The 19,691-nt window shown below is 70.8% G+C and carries 22 protein-coding genes and 2 pseudogenes; 18 read left to right on the top strand and 6 right to left on the bottom strand.

Annotated elements, in window-relative coordinates; genetic code table 11:
- The first annotated feature begins 8 nt into the window (after positions 1 to 8).
- The 7 genes from AB0412_RS18555 (at position 9) to AB0412_RS18525 (ending at position 4,169) form a co-directional block, all read left to right on the top strand.
- Positions 9 to 1,004 (top strand): type II secretion system F family protein, encoded by a 996-nt coding sequence (locus AB0412_RS18555; RefSeq protein ID WP_366403633.1) that lies wholly within the window; start codon positions 9 to 11, stop codon positions 1,002 to 1,004.
- An 11-nt stretch (positions 1,005 to 1,015) separates the two neighbouring features.
- Complete coding sequence (locus tag AB0412_RS18550) at positions 1,016 to 1,927, top strand: type II secretion system F family protein (RefSeq protein ID WP_366403632.1); 912 nt, start codon at positions 1,016 to 1,018, stop codon at positions 1,925 to 1,927.
- A gap of 61 nt (positions 1,928 to 1,988) precedes the next feature.
- Positions 1,989 to 2,252 carry a hypothetical protein gene (locus AB0412_RS18545; protein ID WP_366403631.1) on the top strand — a complete coding sequence of 88 codons (264 nt, stop codon included), beginning with the start codon at positions 1,989 to 1,991 and terminating at the stop codon, positions 2,250 to 2,252.
- 26 nt (positions 2,253 to 2,278) lie between these two features.
- Complete coding sequence (locus AB0412_RS18540) at positions 2,279 to 2,734, top strand: TadE family protein (RefSeq protein WP_366403630.1); 456 nt, start codon at positions 2,279 to 2,281, stop codon at positions 2,732 to 2,734.
- A complete protein-coding gene (locus AB0412_RS18535; RefSeq protein WP_366403629.1) occupies positions 2,735 to 3,166 on the top strand; it encodes a TadE/TadG family type IV pilus assembly protein in 432 nt (143 codons plus the stop codon).
- Positions 3,163 to 3,624, top strand: coding sequence for a pilus assembly protein TadG-related protein (locus AB0412_RS18530; RefSeq protein WP_366403628.1), 462 nt, complete (start codon positions 3,163 to 3,165; stop codon positions 3,622 to 3,624). Before AB0412_RS18535 ends, AB0412_RS18530 begins: the two co-directional genes overlap by 4 nt.
- Before the next feature lie 314 nt (positions 3,625 to 3,938).
- Positions 3,939 to 4,169 carry a hypothetical protein gene (locus AB0412_RS18525; RefSeq protein WP_366403627.1) on the top strand — a complete coding sequence of 77 codons (231 nt, stop codon included), beginning with the start codon at positions 3,939 to 3,941 and terminating at the stop codon, positions 4,167 to 4,169.
- A 67-nt stretch (positions 4,170 to 4,236) separates the two neighbouring features.
- Here AB0412_RS18525 and AB0412_RS18520 read toward each other — a convergent pair.
- Positions 4,237 to 4,466, bottom strand: a pseudogene (locus AB0412_RS18520) (hypothetical protein).
- A 51-nt stretch (positions 4,467 to 4,517) separates the two neighbouring features.
- A pseudogene (locus AB0412_RS18515) lies at positions 4,518 to 4,695 on the bottom strand (DUF397 domain-containing protein); the annotation flags it as partial.
- Between the two features lie 196 nt (positions 4,696 to 4,891).
- On the opposite strand from AB0412_RS18515, the gene AB0412_RS18510 reads away from it, so the two are divergent.
- The 3 genes from AB0412_RS18510 to AB0412_RS18500 are packed head-to-tail and all read left to right on the top strand — an operon-like array spanning position 4,892 to position 5,984.
- Positions 4,892 to 5,359, top strand: coding sequence for a hypothetical protein (locus AB0412_RS18510; protein ID WP_366403626.1), 468 nt, complete (start codon positions 4,892 to 4,894; stop codon positions 5,357 to 5,359).
- Positions 5,326 to 5,580: a hypothetical protein gene (locus AB0412_RS18505; RefSeq protein WP_366403625.1), complete on the top strand. Its 255-nt coding sequence runs from the start codon at positions 5,326 to 5,328 to the stop codon at positions 5,578 to 5,580. The genes AB0412_RS18510 and AB0412_RS18505 overlap by 34 nt, the downstream gene beginning before the upstream one ends.
- Positions 5,581 to 5,588: 8 nt before the next feature.
- A complete protein-coding gene (locus AB0412_RS18500) occupies positions 5,589 to 5,984 on the top strand; it encodes a hypothetical protein (RefSeq protein WP_366403624.1) in 396 nt (131 codons plus the stop codon).
- Positions 5,985 to 6,056: 72 nt separating this feature from the next.
- On the opposite strand, the gene AB0412_RS18495 is transcribed toward AB0412_RS18500, so the two are convergent.
- Positions 6,057 to 7,025 (bottom strand): hypothetical protein, encoded by a 969-nt coding sequence (locus AB0412_RS18495; RefSeq protein WP_366403758.1) that lies wholly within the window; start codon positions 7,023 to 7,025, stop codon positions 6,057 to 6,059.
- Between the two features lie 77 nt (positions 7,026 to 7,102).
- Positions 7,103 to 7,750, bottom strand: coding sequence for a hypothetical protein (locus AB0412_RS18490; protein WP_366403623.1), 648 nt, complete (start codon positions 7,748 to 7,750; stop codon positions 7,103 to 7,105).
- 309 nt (positions 7,751 to 8,059) lie between these two features.
- On the opposite strand from AB0412_RS18490, the gene AB0412_RS18485 reads away from it, so the two are divergent.
- The 4 genes from AB0412_RS18485 to AB0412_RS18470 all read left to right on the top strand — a co-directional run bounded on the left by AB0412_RS18485 (position 8,060) and on the right by AB0412_RS18470 (position 13,524).
- On the top strand, positions 8,060 to 11,047 hold the full coding sequence (locus AB0412_RS18485) for a BTAD domain-containing putative transcriptional regulator (RefSeq protein WP_366403622.1): 2,988 nt from the start codon (positions 8,060 to 8,062) through the stop codon (positions 11,045 to 11,047).
- Positions 11,048 to 11,051: 4 nt separating this feature from the next.
- Entirely contained in the window at positions 11,052 to 11,780 is a 729-nt protein-coding gene (locus tag AB0412_RS18480; RefSeq protein ID WP_366403621.1) for a prepilin peptidase, read from the top strand.
- Positions 11,781 to 11,870: 90 nt separating this feature from the next.
- Positions 11,871 to 13,070: a cyclic dehypoxanthinyl futalosine synthase gene (gene mqnC, locus AB0412_RS18475; RefSeq protein ID WP_366403620.1), complete on the top strand. Its 1,200-nt coding sequence runs from the start codon at positions 11,871 to 11,873 to the stop codon at positions 13,068 to 13,070.
- A 7-nt stretch (positions 13,071 to 13,077) separates the two neighbouring features.
- Complete coding sequence (locus AB0412_RS18470; protein ID WP_366403619.1) at positions 13,078 to 13,524, top strand: hypothetical protein; 447 nt, start codon at positions 13,078 to 13,080, stop codon at positions 13,522 to 13,524.
- A gap of 80 nt (positions 13,525 to 13,604) precedes the next feature.
- On the opposite strand, the gene AB0412_RS18465 is transcribed toward AB0412_RS18470, so the two are convergent.
- A complete protein-coding gene (locus AB0412_RS18465; RefSeq protein ID WP_366403618.1) occupies positions 13,605 to 14,612 on the bottom strand; it encodes a chitinase in 1,008 nt (335 codons plus the stop codon).
- Between the two features lie 189 nt (positions 14,613 to 14,801).
- Here AB0412_RS18465 and AB0412_RS18460 point away from each other — a divergent pair, with 189 nt between their 5' ends.
- From AB0412_RS18460 to AB0412_RS18445, 4 genes are read left to right on the top strand one after another with little or no spacing between them, the layout of a single operon-like run.
- The gene (locus tag AB0412_RS18460; RefSeq protein WP_366403617.1) at positions 14,802 to 15,239 is read left to right on the top strand and encodes a hypothetical protein; all 438 of its coding nucleotides are present in this window, start codon (positions 14,802 to 14,804) and stop codon (positions 15,237 to 15,239) included.
- Positions 15,236 to 17,485 carry a bifunctional polysaccharide deacetylase/glycosyltransferase family 2 protein gene (locus AB0412_RS18455; RefSeq protein WP_366403616.1) on the top strand — a complete coding sequence of 750 codons (2,250 nt, stop codon included), beginning with the start codon at positions 15,236 to 15,238 and terminating at the stop codon, positions 17,483 to 17,485. The genes AB0412_RS18460 and AB0412_RS18455 overlap by 4 nt, the downstream gene beginning before the upstream one ends.
- On the top strand, positions 17,485 to 18,618 hold the full coding sequence (locus AB0412_RS18450) for an acyltransferase (RefSeq protein WP_366403615.1): 1,134 nt from the start codon (positions 17,485 to 17,487) through the stop codon (positions 18,616 to 18,618). The genes AB0412_RS18455 and AB0412_RS18450 overlap by 1 nt, the downstream gene beginning before the upstream one ends.
- Complete coding sequence (locus tag AB0412_RS18445) at positions 18,615 to 19,310, top strand: demethylmenaquinone methyltransferase (protein WP_366403614.1); 696 nt, start codon at positions 18,615 to 18,617, stop codon at positions 19,308 to 19,310. The genes AB0412_RS18450 and AB0412_RS18445 overlap by 4 nt, the downstream gene beginning before the upstream one ends.
- On the opposite strand, the gene AB0412_RS18440 is transcribed toward AB0412_RS18445, so the two are convergent.
- The gene (locus tag AB0412_RS18440) at positions 19,297 to 19,611 is read right to left on the bottom strand and encodes a PASTA domain-containing protein (RefSeq protein WP_366403613.1); all 315 of its coding nucleotides are present in this window, start codon (positions 19,609 to 19,611) and stop codon (positions 19,297 to 19,299) included. The two genes, AB0412_RS18445 and AB0412_RS18440, sit on opposite strands and share 14 nt — an antisense overlap.
- Positions 19,612 to 19,691 lie beyond the last annotated feature (80 nt).

Here is a 19,691-nt window from a genome sequence, read left to right as displayed (position 1 = left end):
CCGGGACCATGACTCTCGCTGCGCTCGGCTCCCTCGGTTCCATGGGCGGCCTGTTCTCCACCACCGTGCTGTACGCGCTGGCGTGCGGTGTCGCCGTCGGCGGCGGACTCGCCCTGTTCGCCGTCGCCGTACGCGGACTCCCGGCCAGGCCGGAGCACGAGAAGCAGAAGGCGAGCGAACGGGCGAACGAACTGATCCGGTTCGCGGGCCGGCGCGGATCGCTCGCCGCGATCGTCGGACTGGTCGTGCTGCTGCTCACCCGCTGGGCGGTCGCCGGCATCGCCGCCGCCGTCCTCGTCTTCTTCTGGGACCGCCTCTTCGGCGGCGCCGCCGAGGAACGGGCCGCGATGCGGCGGGTGGAGGCGCTGGCCTCCTGGACGGAGTCGCTGCGCGACACCATCGCCGGTGCCGTGGGCCTGGAACAGGCCATCCCGGCGTCCGCCCGCGCCGCCGCGCCCGTGCTGCGCCCGCACCTCGACGCCCTCGTCGACCGGCTGCGCGCCCGCACCCCGCTGCCCGAGGCGCTCCAGCAGCTCGCCGACGAGATCGACGACGCCTCCGCCGACATCATCGTGGCCGCGCTCATCCTCAACGCCCGGCTGCGCGGGCCCGGTCTGCGGCAGGTCCTCGGCGCGCTCGCCAAGTCGGCGCGTGAGGAAGTGGACATGCGCCAGCGCGTGATGGCACAGCGTGCGTCCACCCGGCGCTCCGTGCAGATCGTCGTCGCCGTGTCGATCGCGTTCGTCCTCGGCCTGTCCATCTTCAACCGCGACTTCGTCGAGCCCTACGGCACGGCGGTCGGGCAGCTCGTCCTCGCCTGTGTCTGCGGCCTGTTCGCACTCGGCTTCTGGTGGCTGCGCAAGCTGTCCACCATCGAGACGCCCGAGCGCTTCCTGGTGCGGGACGAGTCGTCGGTCCAGTTCGTCCGGCCCCGCACTCCGGCCGCTGCCGGCTCACCGCAGCAGCAGTCGCCGCTCCACCACGACGAGGGGGTACGGCGGTGAAGGAACTGACGATGCCGATCGTCGTCGGCGCGATCCTGGGCCTCGGCGTCTACGTCCTGGTCCGCGCGCTGATGCCGACCAGGCGCAGCGCCATCGCCCAGGTCGCCCGGATCGACGCGATGCGGGCGCGGGGCGCGGCGTACGAGTCGTCGCGCTCGGCGCGGCAGGACAGCGGCCGTTTCGGCTCGCTGCGTGCCGAAGTGGGCGCGCGGGTCGCCGAGTTCTATCTGCAGCAGGGCTGGGAGCAGCGCTCGCTGCGGGCGGACCTTGCGGTGCTGGACCGCAGCTGGGAGAAGTTCCTGGCGACGAAGGTGCTGCTGGCGGCGGCCGGTCTGTTCTTCGGCCCGTTCCTGTTCGCGGTCGTCTGGACGATCGGCTTCAGCAAGAGCCCGATCATCCCGGTGTGGCTGGCGCTGCTGTGCGCGACGGTCTTCTTCTTCCTGCCCGACCTGGAGGTGCGCCGGGACGCCGCCGAGAAGCGGCGCGACCTGCGCCGGGTCATCGGCGCCTACCTGGACCTGGTGTCGATGAGCCTGGCCGGTGGACGCGGTCTGCCCGAGGCGCTGATGGCGGCGGCCGAGGTGTCCGACGGCTGGGCGAGCCACCGTATCCGCAACGCCCTCGCCGACGCCCGGATCACCGGTATCAGCCAGTGGCAGGCGCTGGGCCAGCTGGGCGAGGAGCTGGGCGTGGAGGAGCTCAAGGACCTGTCCGCCTCCCTCGCGCTCGTCGCGGACGACGGCGCCAAGGTCCGCGAGTCCCTCGCCTCCCGCGCGGAGACCATGCGGCACCGGGAACTCGCCGAGATCGAGGGCAGCGCGGGTGAGAAGTCCCAGTCGATGCTCGTGGCCCAGCTGCTGCTGTGTGCGGGGTTCCTCGTGTTCCTGATCTTCCCGGCGGCGATGCGGGTGTTCCAGGTGTGAGAACCGTGGTCCTTGAGCCCTACGTCTTTTCCGTGAACCGAATTCGAGAGGACAACGCGTCATGAACGGCCGAACGAACGGACGTACCTTCCACACCGGCATCCCCGCCGTGGACTTCCTGGTCACCTTCATGCGGGCCCGCGTCGAGCGCGCCCGCTCCGGCGAACTGGACCGCGGTGCCTCCGCGGTGGAGTGGGTCATCATCTCGGCGGTCGTCGTGGCGATCGTCGGCGTCGTGGCCGCCATCATCAACGCCGCGCTGAGCGAGGGCGCCAACAAGGTCGGCGACTGCATCAAGGGCGCGGACGCGGGCAAGACCTGCTGACCGCGCTGACCGTACGCACCGCATCGATGTCCACGCGCGCCCTTCGGGTACGCCGCTGGGTACGCCGACGGGCCGAGGCCGCCTCCGCCCGCGGTGACTCCGGCATGTCCGCGATCGAGTTCGTGCTGCTCACGCCCGTGCTGTTCTTCATGATCTTCGCGACGGTGCAGTTCGCGCTGTACTTCTTCGCCGATCACGTGGCCCAGGCGGCGGCGCAGGCGGGTGCCCGCAAGGCACGGGCGACGGCGGACGCCGAGCCGGGCGGCTGGCGTGGCGAGGCGCGGGACGTCGTGGACAGCTACATCCAGCAACTGGGCCCGCAGTTGGTGCTGGCACCGGACGTGAGGATGGTGCAGCCGGAGCAGAACACGGTGGGCGTGGAGATCACGGCGCGGATCCCGACGGTGTTCCCGGGCCTCGACCTGACGGTGCACGCACAGTCGGTCGGCCCGGTGGAGCGTTTCGTGCAGGAGGAGAACTGAATGGAGTTCCCTCTCTTCGGCAGACGCGCGGTCCGGGGGGACGACGACCGGGGCCTGTCCACCGTCGAGGTGGTGATCCTCGCCCCGGTGATGATCCTGTTCATCCTGGTGCTGGTGGCCTTCGGCCAGCTGGTCGACGGACGCGGCGCGTTGGACGGTGCGGCGCGGGACGCGGCCCGTGCGGGCTCCATCCAGAAGGACCACGCGACGGCGATGGCCGAGGCACGCAAGGCGGCGGAGGCCAACCTCGCCGACGTCTGCGCGGGCCCGGTGACGGTCGTCCAGACCAGCCCGGGCTTCGAGCCCGACACCATCTTCACGGTCGAGGTGAGCTGCGAGGTGCGCGGCCTGGGGATGCTCGGCCTGGACATCCCGACGACGCTGACGTCGAGCTTCAGCTCCCCGCTGGACCCGTACCGGAGGACGGCGTGAGAGACCCGCTGCGTACGTGGCTGTCGGCCCGCACGTCCCGGCTGGACGACCGGGGTTCGGGTGCCGGCGCGGTCATCATCTTCGCGCTGGTCTTCCTCTCCCTGTCGGCCTTCGTCATCGACGGCGGCATGTCCATCTCCAAGCGGGAGCGGGCGGCCGACATCGCGGAGCAGGCGGCCCGTTACGCCGCCCAGGACATCGACCGCGAGGCCCTCTACGACGACGTGGGCGGCCCGGCGCCGATCAACTACGAGAACTGCGACGCCCGGGTGAAGGCCTTCGCCCGCGAGATGGGCATGTCCGGCCCGGACGTCGCGGCGACCCACTGTGTGGCGGCCGACGCGCAACAGGTCGAGGTGGACGTGCAGTTGACGTATGCGCCGGTGTTCACGGGCATGTTCTACGGCGGGAACGTGGTGGTCCACGGCCAGGCGGTGGCGGAGAACGAGGTCGGCTGAGCCGCTGCCGTTCCGCCCGTCGTGGAACCTCCAGCGGATCTGCACAGTGTTCACGTGGAGGCTGTTTGAACGCCGTGCCGGCCGTTCCGGGGGGACGGCGGGGCAGGGTCCGGGACGCTGACAACCCGCTGGACGGGCACTTCGTGTGAAGAATCCGGGTGATTCCGTGACCGGTATTCCACACCCGTGAACGGAAAGGCCGACCGGCCTTTGTCGCGGCGCCGGAGCGACTGGTCGCCCTTTATCCGACGTGCTTTGATCGGAGCTCCGAATTCCGCTCACGCGCAGTGCCTGCACGAAGGGAAAAACGCGACATGAACCTCGTCCCCCAGGTCGAAACCGCCGAAATCTCCGACGCCGACCTGGAGCTCGTCTCCGGCGGTCAGACCGCCGGCGCGAGCCTGAACCTCGGCATCCACGCCGAGCCGGGCGCCCTGGGCGTCCACGTCGAGGCCGGCAACCTCGGTCTCACCGCGGGTGTCGGCGCCGCTGTCTCGCCGCAGGGCGTCTCGGCGGACGGCCACCTGAGCGCGACGCTGTACTGAGCTGTACGACCTGTACGACCTGTGCTGACGTCACCCTGACAGGGACGCCGGGACAAGCGGGGCGGGACTACTTCCCGCCCCGTTTGTCCTCGACCCGCATCTTCTCGTTCACCTGCCTGGCCAGCTCGTGCTCGAGCTTCTCGAACTCCCGGACCACGGCGTCCGACATCCCGGCGAGCGCGTCATTGACGCTGCGGTCACCGATGTCGTCCCGGTAACGCTCGAAGAGTTTCTTCGTGTGATTCATCCGCGTCTTGAGCGACCGCAACCGCCGCCGTAGTCCTTGAGCTCGCTCAACGGCAACGCGAGGTCACTTTTTCCCTGGCCCGTGGTCAATCTCCCGCTGTGCTTGAGCGTCCGGACGAATGCGATGAAGGCGGGGAAGGGGAAGGTGAGGGTGCCACGGGTGGGGGATTTTGAGACGCGTAGGGCGATGTGGGTGAGGGAGGGGGGATATTTCTATGCAGTTGTCTCCGTCGCCGCTGCCTGAATAGGACGATTTCTGCCAAGTGTCGGGGCTGGCCACGCCTGCCTGTACCTGTTCGAGTGACGAGCAGGCTGGTCGTGGCGAGGTGGTGGCCGGGCATCGGTGACCTCTGGATCGCCAAGCTCTGATGTTGCTCAAGATTCGTCACGCGGTGATCATTTGGGTCGTAGGGTCGGTACGACCACAGAGGTGAGCAACACCTCATAAAACTGAACAGAAGTACGGGGAATCTGGCATGACCACCAGAACCACTACGGGCACCTCGGCCGGCGGCGCTTTCCGGCGCACCAACGCTGTCATCGTTGCGGCTGCGGCTGCGGCTGCGGCTGCGACCGCGGGCGCCCTCTTCGCCGCAGCCACCGGCGCCCATGCTGCAGAGGCGGAAGTGAAGCCGACAACGGGCGTCCAGAACACCATGGTTGTGGACGATCCGGAATTCACCGTCGCGGAGCAGGAGCAGGGCGCGGTGCTCGCACAGGGAATTGCCGAGCTCGGCGTGACCGAAGACCAGTTTGCCGCGGCCCTGGACGTGGCCCTGACCAGGCCCGCTCCGGATGCACAGGCTCTTCGCACCCGGCTCGCCGCGCTCCCGGCCAGGAGGTCCGCGACTCTGCCCTCACCCAGCTCTCTGCCGGCTCGGATGGTGGGAAGAAGCCAATGGTCGCCGCCATGGGCTGGTGGGACAAGACGAAGTTCGTTGTGAAGTGCAGCGCGGCCGTCGCCGCTGTGCTGATCAGCTTCGCGCCGGCTGGGTCCAGCATCAAGGTCGCCCGAGCTGTGGCGCTGTTCAAGAAGTACGGCGCAAAGAAAACGGCGAACATCATCTGGCGTTTCGTGAACGGAAAGCACGTCGGTTCCAAGGAACGCGAGGCTGTGAAGGCGTTTATCGGCATCTCCGCCATTTCCTCGGCATGCAGCAAGTGAGGTGAGTAATGACCATCGAGCACATCGCAGTCGTCGCCCTGGTAGTCGAGGTGATGATCATGGTGCTGGCGCGGGTCGGTACTGAGCGGCGCTACTGGAATCACTCCAAGCGGCGTGGGCCGGCGCCGTTGAAGAGGGATGACATCACCTATGTGTCGGGGCTCTTGTACGCATTCGCCGCGGTCGCGATGGTGGTCGGTGCCGTTGCGTCGCGGGCTGAGCTGACGCTGTCGGCCGTCGGTACCTTCGCGTTGTTCGGCATCCTTCTGCCGGCGTTCGCCGCGAACTCCGTCATGGTGATGGCGACGCGGGGCCATGCTGCAGAGGTCACCGGGTGGCAGCGGGGACTGGCCTGCGCGGTTGCCGCCGGTGGTGGCCTGGTGTCGGTGGGTCTCGTCGGCTGACGGACGGGTCCCCAGGGGCCCTGTCCCCCGCGATGAGTGGGGGACAGGGCTCACGTACGGCGTACCGCACCTTCACCGGTTGATCGACTGGATCTCCTGGACGTTCATGTCCTGGGTCGTCTCGAAGGTGCCGTCCGGGAGGTCGCCGTTGGCGCCGCCTGCGCCTTCCCAGGAGATCTGCCAGGTGATCGATGCCTTCAGCTGGTACGGGTCACCGTTGGAGGCGCGGAGGTAGCGGATGCCGCAGGGCGGGGTCTTGTCGGCGTCGCCCTTGGTGTACGGGGTGCCGATCGAACCGTCCTCATTGATCTCGCAGTTGCCGGAGGCCGGGTAGGTCTCCGCGTCCTTCGTGCCCGGGTCGAGGTGGAGGGCGACCGGCTTGGCGGTCGTCTCCGCCCACAGCCCCGTGCCCGGCAACTCGGCGCGGACCTTCACCTCCTTGAAGGTGCCCTTGTCCAGCCACACCCAGGTCGGCAGATTCACCGTGGACCGGACCGCGGGCTTCAGCTCGATCTCGGTTTCGGGAACTTTGACCTTGTCGTATGCGTACTCGGCGAGAGTCTCCGCGGTGGGCGCGTTCGGGTCGTCAGGGATTTCGCCGGCGTCCTGCCAGAACATCAGTCGGCTGCACAGCGTTGTGTCGTCGATGGCGGTGACGTCGGGGGCGACTCCGTGCCAGAAGTAGCCCTTCTTGCCGAGGTTGTAGTTCTTGTAGCCCTTCACGGTCGACGGAGTGCCGAAGTAGTTGGCCGCGTCCTTCTCGTCCCGGAAATGGTCGGTCCACAAGCCCGATCCGATCCACCCCTGGCGGATGCTGACTTGGCCGCTGCCGTCGGCCTCCGCGAAGTTCTTCATCTGCTCGGGGGTGAAGAGCGGCTCGTACCAGCATGGTGGCGGCTCCCAGTTCACGTCGGTGGACGCAAGGGTGCCGCTTTCTCCACCGGTAGGGCCGCTCACTTGGGTGACCTTGATCCGGGAGTAACTGGCCGAGGCGGTCAACTCCTTGCCGTTGGCTTCACCCTTCGTGTCGGACTCTCCGATGGCGTTGGCGGGAGCGGAACACAGAAGCACCGCGACACCGGACAGAGCGATCGCGGGGATCCCCTTGCGCCACGGTTTCACCTCGAGCACCCGCCCCTCTGCGCGGTGACGGAGTCGGTCTGCCACACTCCCTGAGCGCTCCTTCTCAGCGTGACCATGTAGGCCACCTCAGGGGCTTTGCCCGGGGGATTCCCTACCTCCTTCCCGGTTTCCCGGTTCTTCGTGTAGGCCTTGCTCTCGTCAGTGCAGTAGTTGAGGGATGCCGTCTTGCCGCCGCCGACAACGGTCACCTTCGGGTCGAAAACGGGCAGTTCGCCGATGACGGTGACGTTCTTGCCCGTGTACGACTTGATCCACTCCCGGCTCTGCGCGAGGCCGTTCTTCGTGTCGTAGAAGGCAAGTGCGTCCCCGCCGTCCGGCTCGTTGGCGATGATCGCCGCGTACCCTGCCCGTACCTCCTCCTTGGCATCGTTGAGGACGGCCTGTTCCTCCGGGTCGCTGCTCGTCCAGTTCTCGAAGGTGAGCTTGAAACTGCTCGGCAGGGTGATGGTCGGGCGCTTCACCGAGGGCGGAGTCGACGCCGGCGTCGATGCGGAGGGGCTCCGCCCCGTGTCCGCCCCCTTGATGTCGTCCGAGGAATCGCTGCCACCCCCGCAAGCCGTCAGCAGCAAAGTCGCTGTCGTGGTCAGTGCTGCGGTGGTCGTGGTCAGGGTGCGGCGGGCCACGATTCGGTTCCCCCTGGGTCGGCTGTGTGCAACAGAGAACGAAGTTATCAGGGGGTGCGCAACGGCAGTTGAGAGGTGGGGGCGGATTGTGTGGGGGAGGTGAGGGTGGTGCGTGGCGGTTGCGAAGGGGGTGAACTCCCGGCGCGCGACAGCTTCGGCGGCCGTCGTCCCGGTCCGCCCGCCGCCTCGGGGCTTCGACTGCGGCCATACGAGTCAATAAGATCTCTGTAGTCTCAGCAGACCCGAGAGCCCACACACCCCACAGCAGCTCAGCTCCTCCCACACGACCACACCCCCAGGACACCCGCCATGCCGCGACGCCGCACCTCAAGCCCGTCAAGCTCGACGGGAAGCTCGTCGGGAAGCCCCGCGGGAGGTCCCGCCGCGCCGCGGAACCGGACGCCGCAGCCCGTGCGGGTGCGGCGGCGGTCGTTCGGGGACTTCGTCAAGGCGTTCCTCGCGTTCGTCGCGCTGCTCGTGCTGCTCGTCGGCGTGCCGTTCGCGCTCGCCACGCAGGCGGGGTGGCCCCTGCCGAGCTCGTTCGAGCCCATGGAGTGGCTGCGGCAGCCGGTGACGACCGAGACGTTCCTCAGGATCCTCACCTTCGTCGTCTGGCTCGCCTGGGCGCAGTTCACCGCCTGTGTGCTCGTGGAGATGAAGGCCGCGCTGTCCGGCGTCGGTGTCCCGGGACGCGTGCCCGGTGCCGGGCCCAGCCAGCTGCTCGCCCGGCAGCTCGTCGCCGCGCTGCTCCTCGTCGGCGCCACCGCGGCCAGCTTCACCCCCGGGCTCAGCGCGCTCGGGCAGAGCCTGGAGGGCCATCAGAAGCCCAGCGTCGCCGCCGCCCAGCAGACGCCCGGTCTCTTCGCCCAGCAGCAGGAGCAGGCCGCCGGTGCCGCTGCCGCGCTCGCCGAGCAGGCCGGCCACGCCGCCGCGCACGCCGACGGGAGCGCCAAGCAGGGGGACACCAAGTTCTACCGGATCCAGCCGCCCGAGGGGCGTCACCACGACTCCCTCTGGGAGATCGCCGAGCGGCACCTCGGCGACGGACGCCGCTACAAGGAGATCTTCGAGCTCAACAAGGACCGTACGCAGCCCGACGGTTCCAAGCTGTCCGAGGCCAGCCTCATCCGGCCCGGCTGGATCATGGAGATGCCCGGTGACGCCCGGGGCGGCGAACTCGTCGAGATGCCGGACGAGGCCCCCGAGGTCTCGCCGGAGGTCCAGCAGCAGATCCACGACTACGCGCAGACGGGGGAGCAGGCGCAACCGGGCGGCGGCTCCTCGCACGTCTCCCTCCCCGAACAGCGCCCCGCCCCCGCGCAGGAAAGCACCGCCCACGACAACGCCGGGCACCAGCAGGCCGAGCAGCCCCGGCAGCACGCCGCCCCCGCCCACGCGTCCGACGACGCCTTCGGCCTCCCCGAAGCCCTCCTCGGCGCCCCCCTCCTCGCCGCCGGCCTCCTCGGCGCCCTCGGTCACCGGCGCCGGCAGGCCCTGTGGCAGTCGGCGTTCGGCGGCATCGGAAGCGGGCGGCGGGGCATGGAGCCCCCCACCCCCACCGGCGCCGCCCAGGACGCGCAGGACGCCCTCCTCGTCGGTGCCGACCCCGAGGGCGTGCGGCTGCTCGACCGGTCGCTGCGCGGGCTCGCCGCCTCCCTCGCCGCCGAGTCGCGGCCGCTGCCGACCGTGTACGCGGCCTGGCTCAGCAACGGCGACCTGCACCTCCAGCTCGCCCAGCCCGCCGGGAAGCCGCCCACGCCCTGGCAGCTGGGGCAGGACCAGACCTTCTGGATGCTCGCCAAGGACGACGCCGAGAGGTACGAGGACACCGACACCGCCGCGCCCTATCCGGGCCTCGTCAGCCTCGGCACCATGGACGACTCACGGCTGCTGCTCAACCTGGAGTCGGTGCCGGGCATCGTCTCCCTCTCCGGCCGCGAGGCCGACCGTGCCGCCGTGTTCGCCTCCGTCGCCGCCGAGCTGGCGACCAACGGCTGGTCCGACCGCATGACCATCACCCTCGTCGGTTTCGGCGAGGACCTCACCCCGCTCGCCCCCAACCGGCTACGCCACCTCGACGGCATCGAGGCGCTGCTCGAGACGATGGAGGCCGAGACACGGCAGCGGCGGGGGGCGCTCGGCGCCGCCGGGCACGACTCCGTCCTCACCGGGCGCACCGGGCCCGCCCAGCACACGCGTTGGGCCCCGCACCTGGTGCTGCTCGCCGCCGAACCTTCCCCCGAGGACGCCGTGAGGCTCGCCGAAATCGCCGCCGACGCCAGCCGCCTCGGCATCGGCTACCTCGTCGGCACCGAGAGCGGCGAACTGCCCGGCGCCGCCTGGGAGATGGAGATCACCGGCGAGGGCAGGCTGCTCGCCCCCCTCCTCGGTCTCGAACTCGACGCTCAGCTCCTGCCGACCGCGCAGCAGCGCGCGGTGGTGGAACTCTTCGTCGAGGCCGACCCGGAACGCGGGCCCGACGGTCCCGTCGGCACCCCGCCGTTCCTCGTCGACGTCAGCGAGCAGGGACGGCCCGCCGTCTACGCCCGCCTGGTCGGCTCGTACGAGATCATCGGCCTCGACGCCCCGGACGGCGAACGCAGCGCCCTGCTGCACGAGGCGCTCGCGATGCTGCTCCTGCACCGCGAGGGCGTGCACCCGCGCGTGCTGGCCTCCGCGCTGTGGCCGCGCGGTGTCACCGACGACGTGCGCGAGGCGCTCATCGAGCGGCTGCGCGCCTGGCTCGGCACCGACCCCGACGGCACCCCCCGCCTCGGCACCGATGCCACCGGCCGGCTCGTCCTCGCCAAGTCCGTCGTCTCCGACCTGGACGTGCTGCGCTCGCTGTACCACGAGGCGACCCAAGGGCGTGGCGTCGGCAGCCGGGCCGTGCGCGGGCGGCTGCTCACCGACGCGCTCGTCCTGGTGCGCGGGCCGCTGCTCGCCGACCGCCCCGCGGGCCGCTACCGCTGGCTCACCCACGAGATCGTCGACGCCCAGCTGCCGCTGCTCGTCGCCGACACCGGGCTCGCGCTCGCCGAGTTCCACATGGAGAAGAACCGCGCGGAGAAGGCCATCGAGGCGCTCGACGCCGCCCTGCGCACCGCCCCGGCCGACGAGCGCCTGTGGAACGAGCTGCTGCGCGCCACGCACGCCCTCGGCGAGCCGGAGCGGCTGACGGCCCTCGCCGCCGACCTCGTCGGCCGCAGCGGCGCGCGCGGGCTGCCGCCGCGCACCGAGGCGCTGCTCGACGAGCTGCTGCCGGCCTGGCGCGACGCGGTCGCGGCCGTGGGATGAACGGATGACCACCGGTCTGCTCGTGCTCGCCGCCGCGCTGTGGGGCGCGGCGGCCGGCGCGCTGCTGCCCCGGGCGGCGTACCGCTTCTCCGTCCCGTCGGGGGAGGAGTGGCGGACGGCCTGCCCGGCGGGACATCCGGTACGGGGCTGGCTCGGGCGGGCGCGCTGCACGCGGTGCACGGCGGGACCCTCCTACGGCCCTTCCCTCCCCGCCCTCCTCGCCACCACCCTCGTCTGCGCCGCCCTCGCCGCCGCCACCGGAACCCGCCCCGAGCTGGCCGTCTGGCTGCTGCTCGCGCCCGTCGGCGTGCTGCTCGCGCTGGTCGACTTCCGGGTGCAGCGGCTGCCCGACCCGCTCACCCTCCCCTTCGCCGCCGCCGCCCTCGCCCTGCTGGGCCTGACCGCCCTGCTCCCCGAGCACGCGGGGGAGTGGACCACCGCCCTGCTGGGCGCGCTCGCCCTCGGGGCCGGCTACTTCGTGCTGTTCCTCATCAACCCCGCCGGCATGGGCTTCGGCGACGTGAAACTCGCCCTGGGCGCGGGCGCCGTCCTCGGCTGGTACGGCTGGCCCACCGTGATGCTCGGCACCCTCGCCGGGTTCCTGTCGGGGGCGCTGTACGGCGGTGCCCTGGTCGTCGCCCGGCGGGCGGGCCGCAAAACGGCCATACCGTTCGGCCCGTTCCTGATCGCCGGCGCCTTCGCGGGGCTGCTCGTCGGCGCGTACACCGCCTAGCTCCGCCTGACGTCCATCGGTGAAAGGCGCTGGCGTACGCTGAGGACGTCCGTCCACAACCCTTACGAACCTTACGAAAGGGACCGCCCGGTGACCGAGAAGGCCGACCTTCAGCCCATCCTCGACCGCGCAGCCGCCGGTGGACGGATCACCCCCGAAGAGGCGCTCGACCTCTACCGCGACGCCCCGCTGCACGCGCTGGGCGCCGCCGCCGACGCCGTCCGCCGGCGCAGGTACGCCGGTACGGAGCACATCGCGACGTACATCATCGAGCGGAACATCAACTACACCAACGTGTGCGTCACGGCGTGCAAGTTCTGCGCCTTCTACGCCGCCCCGAAGGACAAGGCGAAGGGCTGGACCCGCGACCTCGACGACATCCTGCGCCGCTGCGCGGAGACGGTCGAGCTGGGCGGCACGCAGATCATGTTCCAGGGCGGCCACCACCCGGACTACGGCGTCGAGTACTACGAGAAGCACTTCGCGGCGATCAAGAAGGAGTTCCCGCAGCTCGTCATCCACAGTCTGGGGGCGAGCGAGGTCGAGCACATGGCGCGGATCTCGGGTGTCTCGGTCGAGGAGGCGATCCAGCGCATCCACGCCGCCGGGCTCGACTCCTTCGCCGGTGCCGGCGCCGAGCTGCTGCCGGAGCGCCCGCGCAAGGCCATCGCCCCGCTGAAGGAGTCCGGCGAGCGCTGGCTGGAGATCATGGAGATCGCCCACAACCTGGGCGTCGAGTCCACGTCCACCATGCTCATGGGCACCGGCGAGACCAACGCCGAGCGCATCGAGCACCTGCGGATGATCCGGGACGTCCAGGACCGCACGGGCGGCTTCCGCGCGTTCATCCCGTACACCTACCAGCCCGAGAACAACCACCTGAAGGGCCGCACCCAGGCCACCATCTTCGAGTACCTGCGGATGATCGCCATCGCCCGCCTGTTCCTCGACAACGTGGCCCACATCCAGGGCTCGTGGCTGACCACCGGCAAGGAGGTCGGCCAGCTCTCCCTGCACTACGGCGCGGACGACCTGGGCTCGATCATGCTGGAGGAGAACGTGGTCTCCTCCGCCGGCGCGAAGCACCGCTCCAACCGCCTGGAGATCATCGACCTGATCCGCAAGGCGGGCCGGGTCCCGGCGCAGCGCTCCACGACGTACGAGCACCTGGTGGTGCACGACGACCCGGCGAACGACCCCGTCGACGACCGCGTGGTCTCCCACATCTCGTCGACGGCCATCGAGGGCGGCACGGCCCACCCCGAGCTGAAGCTCCTTCCCGCCAACTGACGGCGCCGTGCTGACGATTCACGCGGCGGACACGCTCCGCGTCCACGGGGACGCCGAGCCCCTGAAGGACGCCGCCGTCGCGGTGGAGGGCGACCGGATCGCCGCCGTGGGCCCGCTGGACGAGCTCCGGGACCGCTTCCCCGGGGCACGGGTGCGACGCTGGCCGGGAGTCCTCGGCCCCGGCCGCGTCCACGAGGGCCCGCTCCCGGACGCGCCGAGCCCGAGGGAGCGCATCCACGCGATCTTGAAGCTGGGCGCGGTGGCCGTCCTGGAGAGACACGTCGACTCCCCCGAACTCCGTGCCGCCGCGGAGCGCAACGACGTACACGTCCTGCCGACTTCACGGCCCGCCGAGATCACGATCGCCGGCCGAGCGGACCTGGCAGTCCTGGACGAGTCAGGCGCGTGCATCGCGACGGTGTGCGCGGGCCGCCTGGTACACAGACGTCGCTAGAGGCGCCCCGAAAGGGGCGCGGGGAACTGCGCGATCAACCACGGACGACCCGCACCCCGCACACAACACACCCCCCGAGCTCACCCCGCCAGCGCCTCCCCGAAGGCCCCGTCCTCCTGCTCGACCCCGCTGCACTCGGTCAACTCGTCATCCGCGGACGACTCGCACTGCCGATCCCGGAACGTCGACCACATCGACACCCACGCCACCCCCTTCTCCACCGCGAAGTCCCGCACCTGCTCCGCGTCCTCCAGGGTGAACGTCTCCCCCTTCACGTCGTTCACCCCGATCATCGAGGTCAGCGCCATCCCCCGCCACGCCTCCGCCTCCGACAGCCCGAAGACGTCCCGGAGTTGCGCGTGCGCCGCCTTCGCCGAGGTGACGGCGTAGTCCCCCATGTCACCGTCGTAGGACTCGCCGTAGTTCATGGTCATGATGTTGACCGTCCCGACCTTCACACCATGGTCGTTGGCCGACTCCAGCAACGCCACGGTGTCCTTGTCGAGCCCGGACGGCATGACCGGGACCGTGAAGGACACCTCCAGGCCGGCGCGCTCCTTCTGCAGCAGCGCGATCGCCTCGGACCGCAGCTCCACCGACTCCGAGTCGGTCAGCTCGTCCCCCTCGATGTCGAAGTCGGCCCGCGACGCACCGGCCGCATCCAGCGCCGTTCCGTACGCCTCGGCGAGCTCCTCGGCGCTGTCGCACGTGGTCGCCAGCTCCTTGCCGGACGCCCCGCCGAAGGAGACGCGGACATCGGCACCGGAGTCGGTGAGTCCGGCGATGCGCGCGGTGGCCGCCTTGTCGTCGATGGCCTGCGAGCCGTGCCAGCTCGGGGTGCAGCCGCTGCCGGAGGAGATCACGAACGCCAGGTTGTACGTGGACGGGGAGCCCACCGTGTCGTTGGCGTCGGCGGACGTGGCGTTGACGTAGGGGGCGTACGCGGTGGCCGCCTCCGCGGACGGGGACGCGCTGGTCTGCGCGGGCGCCGCCGCGTCCGTCCCGCCGTCGGGCGAGGAGCAGCCCGCGGTGGCGGCCAGGACCACCAGGCAGCCGAGCCCGGCAACGGATATCAGTGGACCGCGCATCGCGCTCGCTCCCGTTCTTCGAGTTTCGTCGACAACGCAAACCTCTCATACGGGGCTGTGCCCCACCTGGGGATATACGCCCTGGTTCCGAGAGGCTCTCAGCCGGCGCAGAGGTTGGCGGCATTCTCACGGCCCACGCACAGCGAAAGCACGGTTTCCGGCACATGAAGACGATCTACCGTCCGGGCCATGCATTCCGATCCCGCCATCGAGAGCCGCGCCGCCGCGCGCGGCCGTCGCCGCAAACGCCGTGACGGGTCCGGCGAGGGGCCCGTCTTCGTCGACACCTCCGGACGCCGCGCCAGGGTGCTGCGCCGCATCGGGCTTCTTCTGGGTGCCGTCTGCGCCGGCTACGCGATCGTGCTGGGTCTGGCGTTCCTCGGCAGCGGCACCTCGGTCTCACCGTCCTCGCTGCTGCCGTTCGGGAACGAGCAGGGCGCCGCTCCCGGAGGTGCCGGAGCCGGGCCGCGGGGCGGGGCCGCCCCCACCGGCATGCCCTCGGGCGCACCCGGCGCCGGAGCGGCCGGTGCCCCGACCGGTGCTCCTCCCGCCGCTCGGCCGAGCGGCGTCCCGTCGCCCGCCACCACCGCCACCACGCTGCTTCCCACCCCCTCCGCCGCCTCATGAGCCTCACCTCCACCGGACGCGGTCGCCGCCGCGCGCCCACCCGCCTCGAGCGCGCCGCCGGCCGGGCCGCCGCCCTCCAGCGCCCCCGGATCCTCCTCGCCCTGCTGCTCCTGCTGGCCCTGACCTGCGTGATGCTCCTAGACGGCTATCTGCGTGCGGAGGTCGGCGACGACCAGCGGGTGCGCACCGGCGCCTCTGCCGACGCCGTGCCGGACGAGATCCTCGAGGGCGGCCCGATCCTGACCTTCCCGGGCGGCCAGGCCACCACCCTCTCCGTCCCGGACAAGACGATCGCGCTCACCTTCGACGACGGCCCGGACCCGACCTGGACGCCGAAGGTGCTGAAGATCCTCGAGAAGTACGACGTCCCCGGCACGTTCTTCGTGGTCGGCTCGATGGTCGCCCGCTATCCCGGACTCGTGCGGGACCTGGTCGAGCAGGGCAGCGAGATCGGCGTCCACACCTTCACGCACGTCGACCTGTCGTACCAGAGCGCCTCGCGTGTGAAGCGGGAGATGGACCAGACCCAGCTCGCGCTCGCCGGAGCGGCGGGCATCACGACGACCCTGTTCCGCGCGCCCTACTCCTCCAGGACGGACGCCATCGACAACTACAGCTGGAAGGTCTACCAGCAGCTCGGCGAGGACGGTTACACCAGCGTCTTCATCGACACCGACAGCGAGGACTGGAAGCAGCCCGGCGTCGCGAAGATCGTCGAGGGGGCCACTCCGGAGGACGGCGAGGGCGCCTCGGTGCTCTTCCACGACTCCGGCGGCGAGCGGGAGCAGACGATCGAGGCGCTGCCGAAGTACATCGAGAAGATGCAGGCGAAGGGCTACACCTTCACCACCGTCAGCGGCGCCATGGCCGGGCAGCACCAGGCCGGCGGGCCCGTGGCCCCCGCGGCCGCGGGGGGCGCCGCCGGCACCGGCAACCAGCTCCAGGCCGCGCACCGCGAGGCCACCGGCACGACCCTCTACGAGGGCAAGGCACTCGTCGCGGCCGTCACCGTGGCCGAGTGGACGGTGCCCGCGCTCTCGGCGGGCCTCGTCGTGGTCGGCGTCGCCGTCATGGGGCGGTTCGGGCTGATGCTGGTCCTCGCCCGGCGCCACCACAGACAGCGCAACCGGCTCCGGTTCAGCTGGGGCCCGCCGGTGACCCGCCCGGTGAGCGTGATCGTCCCGGCGTACAACGAGAAGGAGTGCATCGCCAACACCCTCACCTCACTGGCGCGGAGCACCCACCCGATCGAGATCATCGTCGTGGACGACGGCTCCACGGACGGCACCGGTGAGATCGCCCGCGCAACGGCCCGGTCGCTCGGCATGACCGGCGTCCGGGTCGTCCGCCAGGAGAACGCGGGCAAACCGGCCGCCCTCAACAACGGCGTGCGCCACGCCAGTCACGACATCGTGGTGATGATGGACGGCGACACCGTCTTCGAGCCGGACACCGTACGGCACCTCGTCCAGCCGTTCGCCGACCCGGAGGTCGGCGCCGTCGCCGGCAACGCCAAGGTGGGCAACCGCAGAACGGTCATCGGCGCCTGGCAGCACATCGAGTACGTGATGGGCTTCAACCTCGACCGGCGCATGTACGACGTGCTGCGCTGCATGCCGACGATCCCCGGGGCGATCGGTGCCTTCCGCCGCGAGGCCGTCCTCGACGTCGGCGGCATGAGCGAGGACACCCTCGCCGAGGACACCGACATCACCATCGCCATGCACCGCGCGGGATGGCGGGTCGTCTACCAGGAGCACGCCCGCGCCTGGACCGAGGCGCCGCGCACCCCGCGGCAGCTGTGGTCCCAGCGCTACCGCTGGTCGTACGGCACCATGCAGGCGCTGTGGAAGCACCGCAAGTGCCTGACGGACACGGGCCCTTCGGGCCGCTTCGGCCGCGTGGGCATGCCGCTGGTGGTGCTGTTCCAGGTGATCACCCCGGTGTTCGCCCCGCTGATCGACCTGTTCACCGTCTACTCGATGATCTTCATCGACCTCGGGGCCGCGCTGCTGGCCTGGTGCGCCGTCCTCGGCGTCCAGCTGGTGTGCGCCGCGTACGCCTTCCGCCTCGACCGCGAGCGGTACCGGTACCTGCTGATGATGCCGCTGCAGCAGCTGGCGTACCGGCAGATGATGTACCTCGTCCTCATCCACTCCGGCATCACCGCCCTGACCGGCGGACGCCTGCGCTGGCAGAAGCTGAAGCGCACGGGCGAGGTCGGCATGCCCGCCGGGCCGAGCTGATGGGACGGCACGGCAAGGGGGGTCCGGCACCGGCCGCCGCCACGGCGGTCGCCGGGCCGGGCCCCGTCCCGGGCGGCGGCCGGGACCGCTACTTCGACACCCTCCGCGCCCTCGCCCTGGTCCGGGTCGTCGCGTATCACGCCTTCGGCTGGCCATGGGCCGGCCTGCTCCTCCCCTCCATGGGGATCATGTTCGGCCTGGCCGGCACCCTGATGGCCAAGTCCCTCCAGCGCCCCGCACCGAAGGTGCTGAGGAGCCGGATCCGCCGTCTGCTGCCGCCGTTCTGGTTCTGGGGCGTCTTCGTGGTCGCCGCGATGCTGGTGCACGGCTGGATGCCGGGATGGCAGATCGTGTACTGGATCGTGCCGCTCGGCGACCCGCCGGGCAGCGCCTGGGCCGAGCAGACCTGGGAGATCCTGTGGTATCTGCGGACCTACCTGTGGTTCGTCCTGCTCTCCCCGCTGCTGCTGCGCGTCTTCCGGCTCGCCCCCGTCCCGGTGCTCGTCCTCTCCCTCGCCCCGATCGTCGTCCTCCGGTGCGCCTGGCAGCCGCCGGACAACCGCCTCGGCACCGTGCTGCTGGACCTGGCCACCTACCTCTTCTGCTGGATCCTCGGCTTCGCGCACCGCGACGGTGTGCTGCGCCGGCTGCATCCGGCCGCGGTCCTGCCGCTGTCGTGGGCCGCGCTCGCCCTCGGCGCCTGGTACGCCTTCTCCCACCAGGCCGAGTACGGCACCTACGACCTCGACGACATCCCTCTCGCGCAGGCCTTCTGGTCGGCCGGGTTCGTGACCCTGCTGATGTATGCCAAGGCCCGGCTCGGCACCGGCTTCGTCGGACTCGCCCGCCTCCCGCGCCTGGACCGGCTCGTGACCGTCTTCAACGCGCGGGCGGTGACGATCTACCTGTGGCACGAGATCGCGCTGGTCCTCGCCGTGCCGCTGATCGACCGGTTCTGGGAGGTGCCCGCGTTCGCGGCGTATCTGCCGCTGGAGAGCCAGTGGTTCATGCTCGGCGTCAGCTGGATCCTGATCCTCGGGTTCGTGCTCGCCTGCGGCTGGGTCGAGGACGTGGCCGCGCGCCGCAAGCCGAGGCTTCTGCCGTGCGGCCGGGCTGCAACAATGAGCCCGTGACCCGCGCATCCCTGGACAAGCAGCCGCACGAAGTCGCCTCGATGTTCGACGACGTGGCGGAACGGTACGACCTGACCAACGACGTGCTGTCCCTCGGCCAGGACCGGAGATGGCGCAAGGAGGTGGCGAAGGCGGTCGACGCGCGCCCCGCGCAGAAGATCCTGGACCTGGCGGCCGGCACGGGCACCTCGTCGCTGCCGTTCGCCCGCACCGGCGCGTACGTCGTGCCGTGCGACTTCTCCCTCGGCATGCTCGCCGTCGGCAAGCGGCACCGGGCCTGGCTGCCGTACACCGCCGGCGACGCGACGCGACTGCCGTTCCGGGACGACGTGTTCGACGCCGTCACCATCTCCTTCGGGTTGCGCAACGTGCAGGACTTCGACGCGGCCCTGCGCGAGATGCACCGGGTGACCCGGCCCGGCGGGCGGATCGTCATCTGCGAGTTCTCGCACCCCACGTGGGCGCCGTTCCGCACCGTCTACACCGAGTACCTGATGCGCGCGCTGCCGCCGGTCGCCCGCGCGGTGTCGTCGAACCCCGACGCGTACGTCTACCTCGCCGAGTCCATCCGCGCCTGGCCGGACCAGCCGGCGCTCGCCGAACGCCTGAAGGGCGCGGGCTGGTCGAGGGTGGCGTGGCGCAATCTGACGGGCGGCGTGGTCACGCTGCACCGGGGGTTCAAGGACAGCTGAGCAGGACGGTGCGGGGGCTGTGCGGCTCGTCCAGCTCCCGCTGGAGCCCGCCGGTGGGCGGCAGCGGCCCGCGCGGCTCGCGCACACCGCCGCCGCCGTCGCCCTCACCGAAGTCGAACCACACGTAGACCATCGAGTCGCGGGGCACCTCGGCGCCCGGCTGCGGGTACTGGCGTACGACGTGGTCGACGACGGTGAGGTGGAAGTCCGGCCGGTCCGGGGCGCTCAGGACCAGGCCACGCGCGCGGGCCGACTCCCGCGCGTCCACGGCCATCAGGCCGACCAGGCGCGGCACACGCACTTCGGGTGTCCGGAGACCTTTGGGTGTCATACGCACGGACGTCACCCCCCAGCGGTACCGGCAGGGTAGACCCGCCGGTG

It is taken from the genome of Streptomyces sp. NPDC052012, assembly GCF_040689265.1.
Lineage (GTDB): Bacteria > Actinomycetota > Actinomycetes > Streptomycetales > Streptomycetaceae > Streptomyces.
Note: the sequence above shows the minus strand (reverse complement) of the source record. Positions and strands in the feature narration are given on the sequence as shown.

Bases quoted from the DNA above. Each gene is read 5' to 3' on its own strand.
- AB0412_RS18550 (WP_366403632.1), top strand. From the start codon at position 1,016: ATGCCGATCGTCGTCGGCGCGATCCTGGGCCTCGGCGTCTACGTCCTG.
- AB0412_RS18450 (WP_366403615.1), top strand. From the start codon at position 17,485: ATGGGACGGCACGGCAAGGGGGGTCCGGCACCGGCCGCCGCCACGGCG.
- AB0412_RS18545 (WP_366403631.1), top strand. From the start codon at position 1,989: ATGAACGGCCGAACGAACGGACGTACCTTCCACACCGGCATCCCCGCC.
- AB0412_RS18480 (WP_366403621.1), top strand. From the start codon at position 11,052: ATGACCACCGGTCTGCTCGTGCTCGCCGCCGCGCTGTGGGGCGCGGCG.
- AB0412_RS18465 (WP_366403618.1), bottom strand. From the start codon at position 14,612: ATGCGCGGTCCACTGATATCCGTTGCCGGGCTCGGCTGCCTGGTGGTC.
- AB0412_RS18555 (WP_366403633.1), top strand. From the start codon at position 9: ATGACTCTCGCTGCGCTCGGCTCCCTCGGTTCCATGGGCGGCCTGTTC.
- AB0412_RS18505 (WP_366403625.1), top strand. From the start codon at position 5,326: ATGGGCTGGTGGGACAAGACGAAGTTCGTTGTGAAGTGCAGCGCGGCC.
- AB0412_RS18510 (WP_366403626.1), top strand. From the start codon at position 4,892: ATGACCACCAGAACCACTACGGGCACCTCGGCCGGCGGCGCTTTCCGG.
- AB0412_RS18535 (WP_366403629.1), top strand. From the start codon at position 2,735: ATGGAGTTCCCTCTCTTCGGCAGACGCGCGGTCCGGGGGGACGACGAC.
- AB0412_RS18460 (WP_366403617.1), top strand. From the start codon at position 14,802: ATGCATTCCGATCCCGCCATCGAGAGCCGCGCCGCCGCGCGCGGCCGT.
- AB0412_RS18500 (WP_366403624.1), top strand. From the start codon at position 5,589: ATGACCATCGAGCACATCGCAGTCGTCGCCCTGGTAGTCGAGGTGATG.
- AB0412_RS18455 (WP_366403616.1), top strand. From the start codon at position 15,236: ATGAGCCTCACCTCCACCGGACGCGGTCGCCGCCGCGCGCCCACCCGC.
- AB0412_RS18540 (WP_366403630.1), top strand. From the start codon at position 2,279: ATGTCCACGCGCGCCCTTCGGGTACGCCGCTGGGTACGCCGACGGGCC.
- AB0412_RS18485 (WP_366403622.1), top strand. From the start codon at position 8,060: ATGCCGCGACGCCGCACCTCAAGCCCGTCAAGCTCGACGGGAAGCTCG.
- AB0412_RS18525 (WP_366403627.1), top strand. From the start codon at position 3,939: ATGAACCTCGTCCCCCAGGTCGAAACCGCCGAAATCTCCGACGCCGAC.